The organism is Streptococcus oralis (assembly GCF_001579525.1).
GTDB classification, from domain to species: Bacteria; Bacillota; Bacilli; order Lactobacillales; family Streptococcaceae; genus Streptococcus; species Streptococcus oralis_M.
The window spans coordinates 302430-316753 of record NZ_LQZC01000011.1; the positions used below are offsets into that span (position 1 = coordinate 302430).

Annotated in this window: 19 protein-coding genes; 2 read left to right on the forward strand and 17 right to left on the reverse strand. The window is 38.4% G+C overall.

Annotated features, from left to right (window positions below; genetic code table 11):
- Positions 1-58 precede the first annotated feature (58 nt).
- The gene (locus SORDD25_RS08165) at positions 59-742 is read right to left on the reverse strand and encodes a hypothetical protein (RefSeq protein ID WP_061853299.1); all 684 of its coding nucleotides are present in this window, start codon (positions 740-742) and stop codon (positions 59-61) included.
- A 264-nt stretch (positions 743-1006) separates the two neighbouring features.
- On the opposite strand from SORDD25_RS08165, the gene SORDD25_RS08170 reads away from it, so the two are divergent.
- Positions 1007-1237 (forward strand): hypothetical protein, encoded by a 231-nt coding sequence (locus SORDD25_RS08170; protein ID WP_061853300.1) that lies wholly within the window; start codon positions 1007-1009, stop codon positions 1235-1237.
- A 69-nt stretch (positions 1238-1306) separates the two neighbouring features.
- On the opposite strand, the gene SORDD25_RS08175 is transcribed toward SORDD25_RS08170, so the two are convergent.
- The 5 genes from SORDD25_RS08175 to SORDD25_RS08195 all read right to left on the reverse strand — a co-directional run bounded on the left by SORDD25_RS08175 (position 1307) and on the right by SORDD25_RS08195 (position 6968).
- Positions 1307-2080 carry an NUDIX domain-containing protein gene (locus tag SORDD25_RS08175; protein ID WP_061853301.1) on the reverse strand — a complete coding sequence of 258 codons (774 nt, stop codon included), beginning with the start codon at positions 2078-2080 and terminating at the stop codon, positions 1307-1309.
- A gap of 1 nt (position 2081) precedes the next feature.
- On the reverse strand, positions 2082-2861 hold the full coding sequence (gene pnuC, locus SORDD25_RS08180; RefSeq protein ID WP_061853302.1) for a nicotinamide riboside transporter PnuC: 780 nt from the start codon (positions 2859-2861) through the stop codon (positions 2082-2084).
- A gap of 9 nt (positions 2862-2870) precedes the next feature.
- Entirely contained in the window at positions 2871-3929 is a 1059-nt protein-coding gene (locus SORDD25_RS08185) for an AAA family ATPase (protein ID WP_061853303.1), read from the reverse strand.
- A 146-nt stretch (positions 3930-4075) separates the two neighbouring features.
- Complete coding sequence (locus tag SORDD25_RS08190; protein WP_061853304.1) at positions 4076-6508, reverse strand: ATP-dependent Clp protease ATP-binding subunit; 2433 nt, start codon at positions 6506-6508, stop codon at positions 4076-4078.
- Between the two features lies 1 nt (position 6509).
- Complete coding sequence (locus SORDD25_RS08195; RefSeq protein WP_061853305.1) at positions 6510-6968, reverse strand: CtsR family transcriptional regulator; 459 nt, start codon at positions 6966-6968, stop codon at positions 6510-6512.
- A gap of 318 nt (positions 6969-7286) precedes the next feature.
- On the opposite strand from SORDD25_RS08195, the gene SORDD25_RS08200 reads away from it, so the two are divergent.
- Positions 7287-8390 (forward strand): hypothetical protein, encoded by a 1104-nt coding sequence (locus SORDD25_RS08200; RefSeq protein ID WP_061853306.1) that lies wholly within the window; start codon positions 7287-7289, stop codon positions 8388-8390.
- A gap of 130 nt (positions 8391-8520) precedes the next feature.
- Here SORDD25_RS08200 and SORDD25_RS09310 read toward each other — a convergent pair whose 3' ends face one another.
- The 11 genes from SORDD25_RS09310 to SORDD25_RS08250 all read right to left on the reverse strand — a co-directional run bounded on the left by SORDD25_RS09310 (position 8521) and on the right by SORDD25_RS08250 (position 14318).
- Positions 8521-8979, reverse strand: coding sequence for a DUF722 domain-containing protein (locus SORDD25_RS09310; RefSeq protein ID WP_061853307.1), 459 nt, complete (start codon positions 8977-8979; stop codon positions 8521-8523).
- A gap of 376 nt (positions 8980-9355) precedes the next feature.
- Positions 9356-9904 carry a hypothetical protein gene (locus SORDD25_RS08210; protein ID WP_061853308.1) on the reverse strand — a complete coding sequence of 183 codons (549 nt, stop codon included), beginning with the start codon at positions 9902-9904 and terminating at the stop codon, positions 9356-9358.
- Positions 9905-9913: 9 nt separating this feature from the next.
- Positions 9914-10774 carry a phage major capsid protein gene (locus SORDD25_RS08215; RefSeq protein WP_061853309.1) on the reverse strand — a complete coding sequence of 287 codons (861 nt, stop codon included), beginning with the start codon at positions 10772-10774 and terminating at the stop codon, positions 9914-9916.
- 49 nt (positions 10775-10823) lie between these two features.
- Complete coding sequence (locus SORDD25_RS08220; protein WP_061853310.1) at positions 10824-11054, reverse strand: hypothetical protein; 231 nt, start codon at positions 11052-11054, stop codon at positions 10824-10826.
- 89 nt (positions 11055-11143) lie between these two features.
- Entirely contained in the window at positions 11144-11305 is a 162-nt protein-coding gene (locus SORDD25_RS09370) for a hypothetical protein (RefSeq protein WP_192831374.1), read from the reverse strand.
- Entirely contained in the window at positions 11302-12147 is an 846-nt protein-coding gene (locus tag SORDD25_RS08225; RefSeq protein WP_061853311.1) for an ATP-binding protein, read from the reverse strand. The genes SORDD25_RS09370 and SORDD25_RS08225 overlap by 4 nt, the downstream gene beginning before the upstream one ends.
- 11 nt (positions 12148-12158) lie before the next feature.
- A complete protein-coding gene (locus tag SORDD25_RS08230) occupies positions 12159-13049 on the reverse strand; it encodes a conserved phage C-terminal domain-containing protein (RefSeq protein ID WP_061853312.1) in 891 nt (296 codons plus the stop codon).
- On the reverse strand, positions 13036-13308 hold the full coding sequence (locus SORDD25_RS08235) for a hypothetical protein (RefSeq protein WP_061853313.1): 273 nt from the start codon (positions 13306-13308) through the stop codon (positions 13036-13038). Before SORDD25_RS08235 ends, SORDD25_RS08230 begins: the two co-directional genes overlap by 14 nt.
- A gap of 1 nt (position 13309) precedes the next feature.
- Positions 13310-13519: a hypothetical protein gene (locus SORDD25_RS08240; RefSeq protein WP_061853314.1), complete on the reverse strand. Its 210-nt coding sequence runs from the start codon at positions 13517-13519 to the stop codon at positions 13310-13312.
- 1 nt (position 13520) lies between these two features.
- Positions 13521-13721, reverse strand: a complete 201-nt coding sequence (locus SORDD25_RS08245) for a hypothetical protein (RefSeq protein WP_049537981.1) — start codon at positions 13719-13721, stop codon at positions 13521-13523.
- A gap of 336 nt (positions 13722-14057) precedes the next feature.
- Positions 14058-14318: a hypothetical protein gene (locus tag SORDD25_RS08250; RefSeq protein ID WP_049537979.1), complete on the reverse strand. Its 261-nt coding sequence runs from the start codon at positions 14316-14318 to the stop codon at positions 14058-14060.
- Positions 14319-14324 lie beyond the last annotated feature (6 nt).

Here is a 14324-nt window from a genome sequence, read left to right on the forward strand (position 1 = left end):
AAAACCGTAACTCGCTTGAGTTTACGGTTTTTTAGCTCCTAGGAAAACCTAGATACTATTATTGAATCAAGGCAACGCTTGAAACTTTACCATCCGCACCTGTTGTAATTTGGATGATTTTTCCTCCACCGATTTTGGCATTATACTTGCCATCATCAAGTGTGTAAGAGTAGCCTCTGATAGAATAGTTTTCTTTCTTTCCATCTGCAGTTTCTACTGTAAATTGGCCTCCTGATGAAACTGTAATAGTTTCGCCATTCGCTCCCTTCCAGTTGCCTGCAGCTGCTGAGAAGTCACCATCGACCATGGTTAAAACACCCTTGTAGCGTTTGTTGTGTTCTGCTTGCTTGTCTTGAAGTTGGCGGTCAGTTGTTGGATCATAGCCTGACTGGTTAGACTGGGCTTGAGAACCTTGCTGAGTTGAAGGTGCCTGAGATGGGGCTTGTTGACTAGGAGCTGCTTGTTCTTGTCTTGATTCAGGTGCTGGTTTCGCTTGTGACTGATCTGGCGTTGTAGAAGACTGACCAGAAGATGCCTGAGCCTTTTCAGATGAAGCTGAGCTTGAAGATTTTTGTGTCTTGCTTTCTTTGCTAGAAGAAGCCGCTTTAGAACTTGATGATTGACTTGTTTTTGCAGAGCTGCTAGTTTGAGTGGTTTCGTTTTTATTTCCACAAGCTCCTAGTAGCAAGGTAGAAGCCAATACAGTCGCTGCCATCAATTTGATATAGGTTTTCTTTTTCATTTTTCTACTCCTTTGTAACATTTTTGAAATGTTAAGAAATCTTTTTGTAATATGATTGTAACATTAGACCTTGAATCTGTCAACTATTTAGAGAAACTATTTTAAAAAATTTCTCTCTACTATTTCTATTCGTAATCGAAACGAAGAAATAGAAAATTTCTTAGATTAGAGTCATTTTTTTACATCGTTCTTGTGTAATCGCTTGCATTGTGTTAGACAAAGGAATATAATAACATTGAAATAGAATATAGGAGGTATGCTCTTATGCTAAATAAGTATTACAAGTATCTTCCTTGGTTGATTTTGGCAGCTATTGGCTCTTTTCAACACGCAACTCACTATTCGCGAACTGCATTTGATGTGTTTTATCTGACGATAATCTTTATGATTGTCTATATCGCTTTGTTATTTTTACATGAGCACTATCTCAAGTATCGATACAAAGACTTCTTTACTCACATATTGAGCAATTCTAAGAAAGATAGCCATTCATAAAATCAGTCGCAACAGCAAAGCAAACTAATAAAGGCAAACAAAGAGGTCGGGATTTTGGTCCCGACCTCTTTATTTCAATCGATAGGTTTTTCTTGGTTTCTTTTTAGGAACTCGTTTGAGTCCGACTTCTTCTACATATTCGCCGTATTTTACGAGAAAGTTATTGCTGACGATTGGGCGACCTGGGTTGATGAGATTGACCAGTTCAGTTCCTTCGTAGACTGTGAACTCCTCCTCCAGCAGATAAAGGAAGGTCGGGTTCCAGTCGAGACGGCCTTGGATTCGTTTGATGGACTCTTGGATAATGGCATAATGGTCAAAGGCGAAGGCACTCTCCTCCAACTCTACTCCCTCAAGGAAGCACTTGCATGTCTGAAAATCGACATCTACAAAAACCACATCCTTAGCATCGTCTCCTGCCTGAACGAGGTCTAATGCGCGACTAGGCAAATAAACCAAGTGGGCAATGGTCACCATCCAGCCACGTGGATCACGATCGGGAGTCGATACGGTCATTAATTGCTCGATTTTCTCCAAAGGTAGATCGAGATTGACTTCTTCTCTCACCTCGCGCTGACAGGCATGTGCAGCATCTTCTCCCTTGTCCATAAAACCTCCAACTAAGGCTAAACAGTTCTGATAAGGGTGGGCCTTGCGACGGATCAGCAGAAGCTTGATCTTTCCTTCGACAAAGCAGTAGGCTACCATATCCACTGTCACACTTGGTTTTTCATATTGAGGGAGTTCCTGCTTGTAGTACCAGTCTAAAAACTCCTCCTGACTGGCATGGATTTCATAATATTCTTTTTCCGTCATCCCGGCTGGAATCTTTATGTCTGCCATCTTATGCCTCCTTTCGAACTGCCTTGGTCCATTGGTACCAACCCACTAGACTATTGAGTGTGTAAACCCAGTACATCCCTTGGATGTGGATATTTTCACCCCACCAGAGATAAATACTAAAGAGATTGGTTGCAATCCAGAAAATCCATTGCTCACGGTAGAGACGTGTCATCAAGAGCTGACCAACACCATTAGTCGCATCGGTAACACTATCACGGAAAGGGCGAGCGCTATTGATACTTTGATAAGCCAAGCCCATACCAATCCAGATAATGGCAGTCAAGGCTAAGTACTTGAGCCATTCAAGAACAGATAATTTCTTAGCTTCAAAGTGGGATTCTTCTGGTTTTTCCTGTTCATTGATACGATTGGACAGCCAAGCATAGAGACCAATCGGCTGCATGACAAAGAAGTAAACAGTCGTCAAAACTTCTCCATAAAAAGTCGCATTCATTGCCAAAATCAAATAGATAGCCGAGTTAATGGCTCCAAAGAGATAATTGCTTGCACGACCTTCTGCTACCAAGATGACACAGACAATCCCAGTCCAAGATGCAAACAAGCTCAGCCAATCATGACTTTCCGTATTTTGTGTGAACTCTAAGATCAAGGGAACACTTGATAAGGCGATAAGATACAACCACTGGAAAAGGCTACGGCCGACAAAAAGATCTTTCCATAGCAGGCGCATGATTCCTGCAAAACCGATCTTGCGGGCTTCGGCATGGACATTTTTAAAGTTTTCGATAAATTGTGTGATTTTTTCAGTTAGCTTTTTCATAATTTTCTCCTAATCTGCTTGGTAAATGGCATCGATAGCCACTTTTGCTGCTTCATAATTCCCTAGATAATCCTCCGCTAGATAAACTAGTGGAATGGTGGTTAAATATCGCTCTCTCATCTGGTCCAAATGCTGGGAAAAACTGTAGCGAATATGGTCTTCCGCCATGGTCATATCTCTAAATCCGTCATTGACATAGGAGCCAACAGGTTGCACAAAGAGAATCAAGTCCCATTTTTCCTTAGCCAAAATCGAAACAAAGAGATTGTCAAAGGTTTCTCCTGATAAATCCTCTTGGTCCTCAGTCTCCATGTAATAGTCATAGTAGCCCTTAGTTACCAAGGAGTTGGTATCGGCTATCACTAAGCCTCGATTGGCATTGCTATCGATTAACTTGGAGGTCTGATCATACTGGCCCAACAGGAGATAGTAGTAATCCTTTGGAGTCAATTCATCGTCGCGGACATTGTTTTTGATCTGGTACTCACGCGCGTATTCCAGACTAACGGGCGCATCGTAATACCTAGCCAAATCCTTGGCCAGAGTGGTCTTCCCATTGCTAGCACTTCCCATAATCAACACTTTCTTTGTAAACTGACGACGGAAGGGTTGAGCGATGTATTTCCAATATTTGCTTGGATTTTCTCGAATCATAGTCGCTGAGATACCAAACTTTCTTTCTTGCAAGACAGTGCCAAATCCACGTTTAGCTAGTTCTTGCTGGTATTCTTCTTCTCCCACAAAGAAAGTCAGTTCTTGCTGGTTTTCATCAAAGGAAATCTCCGCTAACATCTGGTCCAACCACTCCTGCCAGCCCATAGGGTAACGGGGAAGGTTGGTCTCATCCAGCTTGCAGACAGAGGTCAATTCGTCATCACGAAAAGCCTCTCGGATATAGCGAAATCGTTTTTGAAGACTTAAACCTACCTGCTCCCCTCGGTCTCCCTCGTAGCCTGAAACGACTACCCAGACCTGGTCACACTGACGCTTCGCTCGCTGGATCAGATCGATATGCCCTTGATGGAGAGGGGCAAAGGTCCCAAATACCACTGCTGTTTTCTTTTTCATAAACGTTTTACCTTTTTATAATTTTCGATATTTTTATTTTCTATGTTTTTATTATATACTATATTTTTGTTTTGTCAATAGTTTTTTATCATTTTTTATAAAAAAATAGCAAAAAAAGAATCAGGATTGCTCCTGATTCTCCATTTTTAAGCAATATCAAATTTTAATTGACCAGCTTTGACACCAATCTTAAGTGTCTTACCTGCCACTAATTCTCCCTTGAGAAGAAGTTCTGCCAACTTGTCTTCCACTTCTGTTTGCAGTGTTCTACGAAGTGGGCGGGCTCCCATTTCCGGATCATATCCTTGGCTTGCCAGTAACTTCAACGCTGAAGCTTGCAGTTTCAAGTCGATGCCTTTCTCTGCTAGGCTAGCAATCAATGGTTTAACCATAATCTTGACAATTTCCTGCATGTGTTCGCTATCCAAGCTGTGGAAGACCACCTTTTCATCAATACGGTTGATAAACTCTGGTCGATAAGTTTTTTTCAACTCTTCAAAGATTCGTTTTTCCATATTTTCCTGGTCAAAACGAATGTCCTTGGCCCCAAAGCCGACAGTCTTGTCATCACGAAGGGCTGTCGCACCAAGGTTTGACGTCATGATGATAATGGTATTTGAAAAATCCACCTTGCGCCCCTTGCTATCTGTCAAGACACCGTCGTCCAGAACCTGCAAGAGGACATTAAAGATGTCTGGGTGGGCCTTTTCTACCTCGTCAAAGAGGAGCACAGAGTAAGGTTTGTTGCGAACCTTCTCGGTCAACTCCCCACCTTCTTCGTAGCCTACATAGCCCGGAGGTGCTCCATTGAGACGGCTAGCCGCAAATTTCTCCATATACTCACTCATATCAAAGCGGATAAGGGCTGATTCGTCATCAAAGAGGACTTCTGCCAGAGCCTTGGCCAATTCGGTCTTACCGACTCCTGTCGGCCCTAGGAACATAAAGGAACCAATCGGACGCTTGTGACTACGAATTCCTGACTGGTTGCGGCGAATGGCACGGCTAATGCTTGAAACAGCTTGATCTTGGCCGATGACACGTTTGTGCAGTTCCGCTTCCAAGTTCAAGTATTTCTTGGCATCAGTCTGAGTCAGTTTGTGGACTGGAATCCCTGACAAGCGACTCAAGGTAGTCAAGATTTCAGTCTCTGTTACCAAGTCTTTATAGACAGGGACTTCCTGCTCTTTTGCGATTAACTGGGCAGCTTGTTTCCACTTTCCATCCATCAAAGCCTTGTCAGCTGTACTCAAGTCGGATTCGTCTGCTTTCACATGCTTAGCCTTATTTTGCACTGTTGCTGCTGCTTCATCTAAGAGGTCGATAGCAGAGTCTGGCAAGTGACGACTGGTCAAGTAACGATGCGCCATCTTAACAGCTGTTTCAACAGCTTCATCTGTGATTTGCACACGATGGTGTTTCTCATAGGTAGCTTTCAAACCTTGCAAAATGATCATGCTGTCAGCTAAACTTGGCTCTTCAATCGTCACTTTGGCAAACCGACGAGAAAGGGCAGCATCTTTTTCGATGTGTTTTTGGTATTCTTCCTGAGTGGTTGCACCAACCGTTCTCAAAGTTCCACGAGCCAAGGCTGGTTTCAAGATATTAGCTGCATCCAGAGTCGAGTCAATACCACTACCAGAACCCATGATGGTGTGGAGTTCATCGATAAAAAGGATCACTTTGCCATCTTCCTCGATGTCCTTGATGATATTGTTCATGCGCTCTTCAAAATCCCCACGGAAACGTGTTCCCGCAACGACATTCATCAAATCAAGCTCTAGAACACGCATCTTTGCCATTTCAGCTGGTACGTCCCCACTAGCAATACGCTGGGCAAGCCCAAGTGCTAAAGCTGTTTTCCCGACACCCGCATCTCCAACCAAGACAGGATTGTTCTTGGTCTTCCGACTCAAAATCTGAATCATACGCGAGATTTCCTTGTCACGACCGATAACTGGTTCTAACTTGCCAGAGCGCGCTTGCTCCGTCAGGTCATGCGTGTAATCCTCTAGACCACCACTTTGAGCTTGAGGCATGCCCATCATATTGGCCATCGAATTTTGCTTATCAGAAACTGTGCGATGGCGTTGACGCAAAGCCTTAAGGTCTTCACGAGTCCAACCAGCACGTTCTTCTAGATTGCGACGAAGAGCAGCAATTCTGACCTGATCTTTCTGGTCCTCATAAGAAAAGCCTGCTCTCTCCAAGATGCGTGTCGCCAAGGCATTTCCGTCATGCAAAATCGCATAGAGGACATGCTCTGTCCCTAGCACCTTTGCGTGGACCACTGAGGCCACATACTCTGCTTCTGCAAAGAGAACTTCCAAACGATGGGAAAAGGGTAATTCTGTAAAGGTTTCGTCTTGGCTATAGTCCGTTTCAGTCAGTTCCAACGCAACCTCTTCTAGACGGTCCATCTCGTATGGATAATCATTTAGAGTTGCACCTGCCACACTATAACTGTGATTGGACATGGCAATCAATAAATGCCAAGACTCTAGATAACGAGCTCCAAAATGGCTCGCAACCATGTAGGCACTTTCGATACATTCATTCAATGCTTTTGAATAGTTCATCTTACTTCTCTTTTCTATCTACCTCTTGTAATAGCTGTCGGAGCATATTGGCACGGACAACTGAAGATTCTTCCCCTAGGACACGATCCGTTGCCACTGAAGTCAGCAAGGTCATCTCCTGCTTGGTCATCAAGTCCTGCTCCACCAAAAGCTGGAGAATATCCTCATAGACCTCCTGACTAACTCGCTCACCAATCGAGTAAAGCAAATCGTGGAGCATCTCATGATGACTGGAAAACTCAATACGCCCTATGCGAATGTAGCCTCCGCCACCACGCTTGCTCTCAACCAAGTAACCTCTGCTTTCAGTAAAACGTGTCTTGATGACATAGTTGATCTGACTAGGCACAACCTGAAAGGTATCCGCCAACTGACTCCGCTGCAATTCCACGATACCAGATTGGTCTAAAATCGCCTTGATATAGGCTTCGATATGATCTGATGTATTTTTAAATCTCATAGTGAATCAAACTCCTTCTTTGAACCTTGACTATCTTTGACTATACTATCATTTAACACTCTATAAGTCAAATTTTTAGAGCTCAGCCCTTGAAAATACTGACTTTCTTTAAAAACATTTAGGCATTAAATCGCCTTAGTTTTTCTTGAAAGTTCCTAAAAAAGTCCACAAAAAGAGCCCTAAAAAGGGCTTAATATTGACGAGTTCAGCAGGCAAGAACTAGCACCTTTGAAGGTGCTTTTTTATTCATCTAATCAATTATCAATAATAATGTTACAATAACTATAATATAAACAATAACTTTCTGAAAGGATTAACATGGATAAGATAGAAATGATTTCTTTTTCAATCCTACTTGATGAAGTTGCTGAAGTAAGGCAACTGCTTGAAAATATTGTAAGTTTGGATAAGACAGTTTATCCAGAACTATCAATAGGTATCCTTCCTTTTGTATCATCTCTCTGTGATGGAATACTAAAGTTTTTACCCAGAGATGTTCATAGTGATTTTCCAAATATTGGAGAACAGGAATTTCAAAAAATAATATCTAGTGTCCGAGTGAGTTATAAACAATACTCTGATAAAAAATTTAGCAAGGCTAACAAACTGATACTTGAAATAGAGAGACGCTTTTATTCACAAATGGTAGAAAATTACAATTTATTTCAAAAACTCGTAATCAATATTTTTGGACAACATGATTTAGGGGTATATTACTTCAACGAAATTCCATACGCTAACACTAACCAATATCATATTTACCTAGAAAGTATTTTATCGAAAACTGATAAAAAGGATATTTCCTATTTTGATAAAAGAGCTACTGATTTATTTTTTGAATTTAGCAAAGCTTTAGGAACTTTAATTAATTCAGTAAATCAAAAAACTATTAAGAAGCCTACAATCCAGGATATTAAAATTGAAAACTTTGAACAACGTGATTTTTTCTTATTTGAATCTAAAAGAAGGAATTTTTTAACAGGAGTTCTGCCTACGGGCACTCAGTTATTCTTATTTAACATATTATGCCAGAATAATTTTGTAGTACATATTATGCCAAGTGTCTTAAAATCAAAAAATTACTTTTTTACACGCTCGCTAAGCCAATGCTATTTAGTTAGTATTACAGCCTTACGCTTGATTCTTAATAAGGAAAGCTCTTTATTTCCTGATTTCCAATGGGAGGAAGTTGTTGATATCCTTGATCGCAAAGAAAAAGTTTTTAACTTCCGACAAGATTTTAGAAATAATATATTTCATTATAAAATTTCAAATGTCCCATTACAAATATTTACCAATCCCCCGAAATTCTTTGAAGAACTGATTGAATTTCATTCCTCAAAAAATTTTGAAGAGTATCAAAAACTATTATTGGAAGAAATCTTAAAAATAAATGACATAATCAATTCATTTATCAATTGAAAATTAGGTCTTATTTCAGAAAAATAGTTTCATCTCAATTCTATTTTAGAAAAACTAATACTTTTTTCTAAAAACAATAAGTTTTTACCCCCTTTTTGTTTGGAAGGCTCCGACTTGGAAAAAGTTTCCTTCACCGGTACCCTACTGGGCAGAAAGATTTTTTAAAAGGTGGGGGGAGTCGATATCCTTTCAACTCAACAAATCTTTTAGCGATTACCTTTCTACGGCTATTTATATAACGAGTAGTTTTATTTAGTTTCTCTGCCACGTCATCCCAAGTCGCACCAGCTTCTAAATATCTCATTTTAAAAATGACTAGATCACTTTCAATTAAGTTTTCCATCAAGGTATCTACAACTAGTTTAAAGCCTTCTAAATATCTTAGCGTTTGGTCTTCTTCAATTCTAATGATGGTTGCTTCAGTAGGACTATATACTGTCTTGCCTTTCCCACCAGTATAATCTTGAGTGCTATGTTTCTTATTATGTATTAGTTCCTGTCTTCTCAAATAAATTTTATTAGCAAGCGTTCTATATCGTCCTAACTCAATATCTATCCCGTCCAGGTCTCTGTTACTCAACTCGTACATAGGCAAGTACCTCCACTTAAATTTAAAAATTTTTTATCTTTCAATTTGTCAAATTGTAAATTCTGTCAAACTGACAAAAAGCGCTAAAAGCCTTCCAACACTACACTTACCAGGTATCATTGTTTTAAGTTTGACAACTCTTCAATATGACAAGTTCAAGGGAAATTTCTTTAATTTATCCCCTCAGTTTCTCATATCTTACATTCTGTGAAACTCACTCCATTCTGTAAACCCCTGATATACCTTGCTTTCAAGCTATTACTTCTTTTCAGTTTATGCTTACTTTGTTATGTGAAACTTAGTAAAGCATAAAAGTAGGACTAGCGATATCTCTTCTGTTTCAGCCATATATCACTAGCCTTACTTAATTTGTTCCCTATTTTTCTAAATACTCTTTAATATCCCGATATTCCTTAGAAAAATCCATCCACCCGCTAATATCAGGGTTTAAGAATGGTAGGACAGTAAGCGGACTTACTTCCGTTCGATATAGCGATAGAGAATGTTTCTGACTTATTTCCCTGACTACACCTGTATGGATTTCTTCTACATCCTTCTTTAGTTCTTGAATTTCATCATATGCGTCCAGAATTCGTCTAAGTTTCTTTCGGTATTGTTTATAGATCTTCTTAGTTTCCATCCATTGCTTAGTTTCTTTAAAAATGTATTCAAAGATGACTGCTTTAGCTTCAGAAAACTCACTATTATATTTTTCCTGAAGAGAATTAATAGCTTTTTCCATCTTTTCCAGCTTTTCTAAAGATTCTAAGTTATTTGACAAAAAAGAATCTATATTCTCAAATGAAACTGTTTGATTGCCTAAAAGACTCTTCCTTTTTTCGCTTAACTGTTCTCGTGCTGAATTAATCTTACTTTTTTTATTATCTAGATCATCCAGTGTTTCAAATACTTGATTAATATCCATTTCTTTCTCCTAGTTCCATTGAATAAAGTAACCACAATCTTCTTCAACTTTTTTTACATCAAATCGGGTATGTAAAATCAACCGTTTTCCCAAATAGTCATTCGCATTCACCCAACTAAGTGTATCTTTCTTGCGATCAAACAAAGTAACAAAATTTTCTAGATCTCCGATAAAGCCTTTTTTGCCACCTTTATTCCCTAAGGTTGTATCATCTACAATTAAAAAGTTATCTACAAAGAATGTTTCACTTGTTCCTGTCTCTTTATCAACTTTAAGAAGATAATTTCCTGAAGTGTCTTTCATTTTTTCTAAGACACTAAATAGTGATTGACTAACAACCATAGATACATTGCGCTCTGGATTGATTAAAGAAACAATAGATTTCAAGTCGTCCATACTTGTAGCAGTCTGCACTTTCGCAGTTTGAAGAATTTTGCCAATCTCTCTATTTCGTGTTCTACGTTTTAATTTAATAATCTTCTTACCAAGAAAATCCGTTAAATTATACTGACCATCATCTAATTGTTCCTGTGAAAAATCAAGTTTTCCACTGAATAATTTAACTAAGTAATCAACGCTGATAGTTTTCTTTTTATCTGCTTCTGTTCTCTCAACCGAATTTTCGCTAACTTCTTGTAATGAATCAGATTCAAAGTCAGTTACTTCATACTTTCCACCACGGGTGCGAGTCTCAATAACATTTACTAGATTAACCAGTTCTTTACGTTGATGTTCATCTTCGTAACTATCAAGGATTGGTTTTTCAATGAGTACATGATTATTTTCTACGTTCATCCCTCTAGTGTTATAACCCGTACTTCGGATATAAGCTTCTAGATTTTCTTTTTGTTTAGCTAAGTTAGTTGTCATTTTTTTGCTCCTTCATCTTTTAATATCTGATTTTTGTTTATATTTTTTTCTAAAATTCTTTGCTCTTAGCTTTTCTTTTATGACTCTCCGAGCCTTTAGAATCATTTCTTCTAGATTTTGATTTGTCTTGTTTGTTAGCATATTTTTCTAGTATTTCTTGTTTCCGTTGCTCTAAGTTATCATCTTCTTTTTTACACTGAGAAAAGATTTTCTGTCTTTTCTCTGGATCCATAGAAAACTTATTGGCTACCACATACCCTAAAGAAGTATCTCCTGCCATAATACTCACCCCCTTTCTATGCAAACAAAAAGGGACATACCACTAGCATTAGATGCTTACGGTATGTCCCTGAGTTGTTCTCAATAGACTTATTTTTTAGTTTCTTTTTTGACTAGATGGGTAAATTTCCCATCTGAGTAGAATAAAGTTATCTCTCCAAACCTTGGAACTTTTTCTATCTCTATTATACCACATTTTTCGTAGACAACAAAGCCTTTTTCTGTTGCAAATCGCATTTTATCATCATTCATTGATATTCTCCCCTCACTGTGTTTATAGTGTATCTCTTATCTTTGATCGTAAAAGCCTTGAAAGTGTTCCCTTCTAAACCTTTCAAAATTCTACTTGAATTTCTAGCATTGTAAACAGTCCGCAGTTCGCTACTATCTAGGTTCGTGTTGAAAATCGTAGTTTCTCGATTGTTGATAATATCAAACAAGAAATCCTGTTCCCAGTCACTCTTAGGTGTTACCGTCCCATTTTTTGCCCCCAGGTCATCGATGATTAGAAAATCTACATCAACAAGCTTTTTAACCGCCTCATACTCTGTTAAGTTTGCATTTCTTCCATAAGCCCAGCCTTCTTTTATCTGCTTGATAATCTCGGTTAAGCTAACAAATAAAACACTCTTAGGCTCGTGCTTCTCCCTGAAACTCTCATTGATTTCTTTTGCCAAGGCAAGAGATAAATGACTTTTTCCAATTCCTGTGCTACCACTAATTAAAGTATTTCCTGTCATACCTGCAAGGTACTTCTGGGCTTGCCCCTTTACAAACTCTAACATCTGATGCTCCTCTGTCGTCTTAACAAAGAAATTATCAAATGTCGCTCCTTTCAACTCGTTAGGAATCGTACTATCACGCATTAAGACATCATAAGTTTTAAAGTAAGCTTGCCTGTCCTCGAACTGCTGCAATAGGTCTTTCTCTTTCTGTTTAATCTCTCCCTTCACGCACTCCGGACAAAATGCTTGTACTTTTCTTTCTGAACCCCCTAACACTGGTACAGAAATTTCCCAATAATTTACCTGGTGAATATCGCAAACTTTATCCGATATTTTTCTATTATTAAATTCTTTAAATTGTTCCTTCATCTTTGCAACTCCTAAAATGGTAGGTCTGGGAAGTTATCTTCAGACTTCCCTCTTATGGTTTTAGGCTTTTGATTCAAATAACCGTCAAACTTAGATCCGAAAAGTGTTTCTGGTCTCAGATATTTAGAAAATTCAGGGCTATCCTTCCATTCTGCCGTTTTAATATCTATCACCTGTTTAAAATCTTCAAGTGTATAGCCTTCTTTGAATCGTGCTAGTAAAAGCCTTTTTGTCTTATCAACAAACTTATACCTCTTATTAGCTACTTGATTCAGATAAACAATAGGAATCCAAAGTTCTTTATGTTTTGTTTTCTCTAAATCTTTTATAGCTGTTTCTTCAAGCCAAGTAGGAAAAGTGAAAGATGAGCTTTGCTCATTAGGCGAGGTTCCCTCGACTATATATTCTTTATTTATATCTAACTTTAAATCTTGCTCTAACTCTTTCTCTTTATCTATCTCTTTCTCTGTCTTACATGTAGATAACGTTGTAAAATTATTAGATAACAATGTAAGATTATTTTCTTTCTCTTGTTGCTCTTTGCGGTAGCTTCTCATATATGCAGCGTGGTTTGTTTCTTGTTGTACCAAAGCTTTTGCTTGTGTTAACTCGGCATTTTTATCTTCATCAATCTGAATCAGGCCACATTGCGTAGAATAAGCTATAGTCATAGATATATCATCTTCAGAAACATCTAATTTCAAGGCCAGTTCTTCTTTTAAGGTTTCAAAGTACCCTTCGTAATACAGAATACAATCACTTTCAAGACTTTCTAACATCATGCGCATATAGATCACTGTCATGGTATAGCCACCAGGCATACTTTTTAGACGCTTAATAAATAGGTTGTCAAAAAATTTCTTATCAATTTTCAACCAAAAATATACTTTAGTCTTTGCCATCATCTACCCCCAAAAACTTTAAAACATCTGAGATTTTATAATACGCTTTTCTAGTATCTTCAATAGGCGGTATATACTGTGGTAGTCCCGCACCTTCCCATTTTATCAAGGTTTTATCTCCTATGCCCAGTTCTTCCTTTAGTTCCACCTTGCTGATCAAATCTAATCTTTTTTGAGGTACTTTCTCATGGCTTTTTAAATACCGTTCCTCTGCCTCCAAAATCTTAGACTTTAAATCTTCAATCATTTTTTCAAACATCTTAGTACCCCCATGGCTTAACCGCTGCAAGCTGAATATATCGCCCATAATCAGGGCTTAAATCCTCGATAGTTGTTTCTATCGTCTGTGTACTTTCTCGCTCGATTTGGGCGCTTTTTTTGTGGTCTCGGTGGTTTAAATACATGAGAAAGCCAATCAATATCACGGTAAAAATAAGCGCCTGTGTATTGCTTAAATCTAGTTCATTCATGCTATGCCCTCGCTTTGTAATTCTTGATATAATTTACTTGATAGCTTCGCTTCATCTTCAGAAAGTCGTACACCTCTTCAGAAGTTACTTTATCATCTAAAAAGTCAATGATGAACTGAAAGAGGTTCGGATGTTTATCCTTGATTTTAGTCATTAGCTTGTCAAATTCTGATCGTGTCATGTTATCTAGATCTAGAGTCATATTTTTCTCCATTAGCCTTTCCTTGTCCTTTTTCTTGCCTGTTTTCTATATGGTATGCTTCACCACTCCAAACGCTGGGCAGTGGCCCCAAGTTGGCGAACGCTTGTAGCGGTGTTTCATGAGTAATTACCCATCTTTCAGCTAAACAAGGCCTTAGAATCACCCTGTCAGCGCTTGATTTCAAAACCATTTCTAATTGCTTGCCTGCTCTTCGGTTTTTCTTTAGGTATTTGATAGAATAGATATTTTTTGCTATAATCAAAGCATAGAAAAAATTTCTATATCCTTAATCTTGTCGCTTGCTCGCCTCGTCTAAAATTTGAGCAAGTGATTTTTTTATTTTCTTTTTGCATGATTACTACCCGACTGTGGTTTATAAATCAAATCTTTACTATCGATAAGATCCAGAATCCAGCTGAATCCCTGCTTCACCATTTCAAGAAATGCGCCCAGGTCTTCACTTTCTAAGTCCTCATAGTTCATACAAAGATATTCGGCTAGTTGTCTGTCTTTCTCAACTAGCTTTTTAAAATCCTTGAAATACTTGGGAATTTCTAACCCTTTGGCATTTGTAACTGTCTTAAATTCATTTTCCATTTTCCA

What these genes read in the sequence shown, in the direction of transcription:
- SORDD25_RS08165 (WP_061853299.1), bottom strand. Translation starts at nt 742, where the DNA reads ATGAAAAAGAAAACCTATATCAAATTGATGGCAGCGACTGTATTGGCT.
- SORDD25_RS09370 (WP_192831374.1), bottom strand. Translation starts at nt 11,305, where the DNA reads ATGAATGATGATAAAATGCGATTTGCAACAGAAAAAGGCTTTGTTGTC.
- SORDD25_RS08230 (WP_061853312.1), bottom strand. Translation starts at nt 13,049, where the DNA reads ATGGCAAAGACTAAAGTATATTTTTGGTTGAAAATTGATAAGAAATTT.
- SORDD25_RS08200 (WP_061853306.1), top strand. Translation starts at nt 7,287, where the DNA reads ATGGATAAGATAGAAATGATTTCTTTTTCAATCCTACTTGATGAAGTT.
- SORDD25_RS08250 (WP_049537979.1), bottom strand. Translation starts at nt 14,318, where the DNA reads ATGGAAAATGAATTTAAGACAGTTACAAATGCCAAAGGGTTAGAAATT.
- SORDD25_RS08190 (WP_061853304.1), bottom strand. Translation starts at nt 6,508, where the DNA reads ATGAACTATTCAAAAGCATTGAATGAATGTATCGAAAGTGCCTACATG.
- SORDD25_RS08235 (WP_061853313.1), bottom strand. Translation starts at nt 13,308, where the DNA reads ATGTTTGAAAAAATGATTGAAGATTTAAAGTCTAAGATTTTGGAGGCA.
- SORDD25_RS08215 (WP_061853309.1), bottom strand. Translation starts at nt 10,774, where the DNA reads ATGACAACTAACTTAGCTAAACAAAAAGAAAATCTAGAAGCTTATATC.
- SORDD25_RS08195 (WP_061853305.1), bottom strand. Translation starts at nt 6,968, where the DNA reads ATGAGATTTAAAAATACATCAGATCATATCGAAGCCTATATCAAGGCG.
- SORDD25_RS08210 (WP_061853308.1), bottom strand. Translation starts at nt 9,904, where the DNA reads ATGGATATTAATCAAGTATTTGAAACACTGGATGATCTAGATAATAAA.
- pnuC (WP_061853302.1), bottom strand. Translation starts at nt 2,861, where the DNA reads ATGAAAAAGCTAACTGAAAAAATCACACAATTTATCGAAAACTTTAAA.
- SORDD25_RS08175 (WP_061853301.1), bottom strand. Translation starts at nt 2,080, where the DNA reads ATGGCAGACATAAAGATTCCAGCCGGGATGACGGAAAAAGAATATTAT.
- SORDD25_RS08225 (WP_061853311.1), bottom strand. Translation starts at nt 12,147, where the DNA reads ATGAAGGAACAATTTAAAGAATTTAATAATAGAAAAATATCGGATAAA.
- SORDD25_RS08170 (WP_061853300.1), top strand. Translation starts at nt 1,007, where the DNA reads ATGCTAAATAAGTATTACAAGTATCTTCCTTGGTTGATTTTGGCAGCT.
- SORDD25_RS08245 (WP_049537981.1), bottom strand. Translation starts at nt 13,721, where the DNA reads ATGACTCTAGATCTAGATAACATGACACGATCAGAATTTGACAAGCTA.
- SORDD25_RS09310 (WP_061853307.1), bottom strand. Translation starts at nt 8,979, where the DNA reads ATGTACGAGTTGAGTAACAGAGACCTGGACGGGATAGATATTGAGTTA.
- SORDD25_RS08185 (WP_061853303.1), bottom strand. Translation starts at nt 3,929, where the DNA reads ATGAAAAAGAAAACAGCAGTGGTATTTGGGACCTTTGCCCCTCTCCAT.
- SORDD25_RS08240 (WP_061853314.1), bottom strand. Translation starts at nt 13,519, where the DNA reads ATGAATGAACTAGATTTAAGCAATACACAGGCGCTTATTTTTACCGTG.
- SORDD25_RS08220 (WP_061853310.1), bottom strand. Translation starts at nt 11,054, where the DNA reads ATGGCAGGAGATACTTCTTTAGGGTATGTGGTAGCCAATAAGTTTTCT.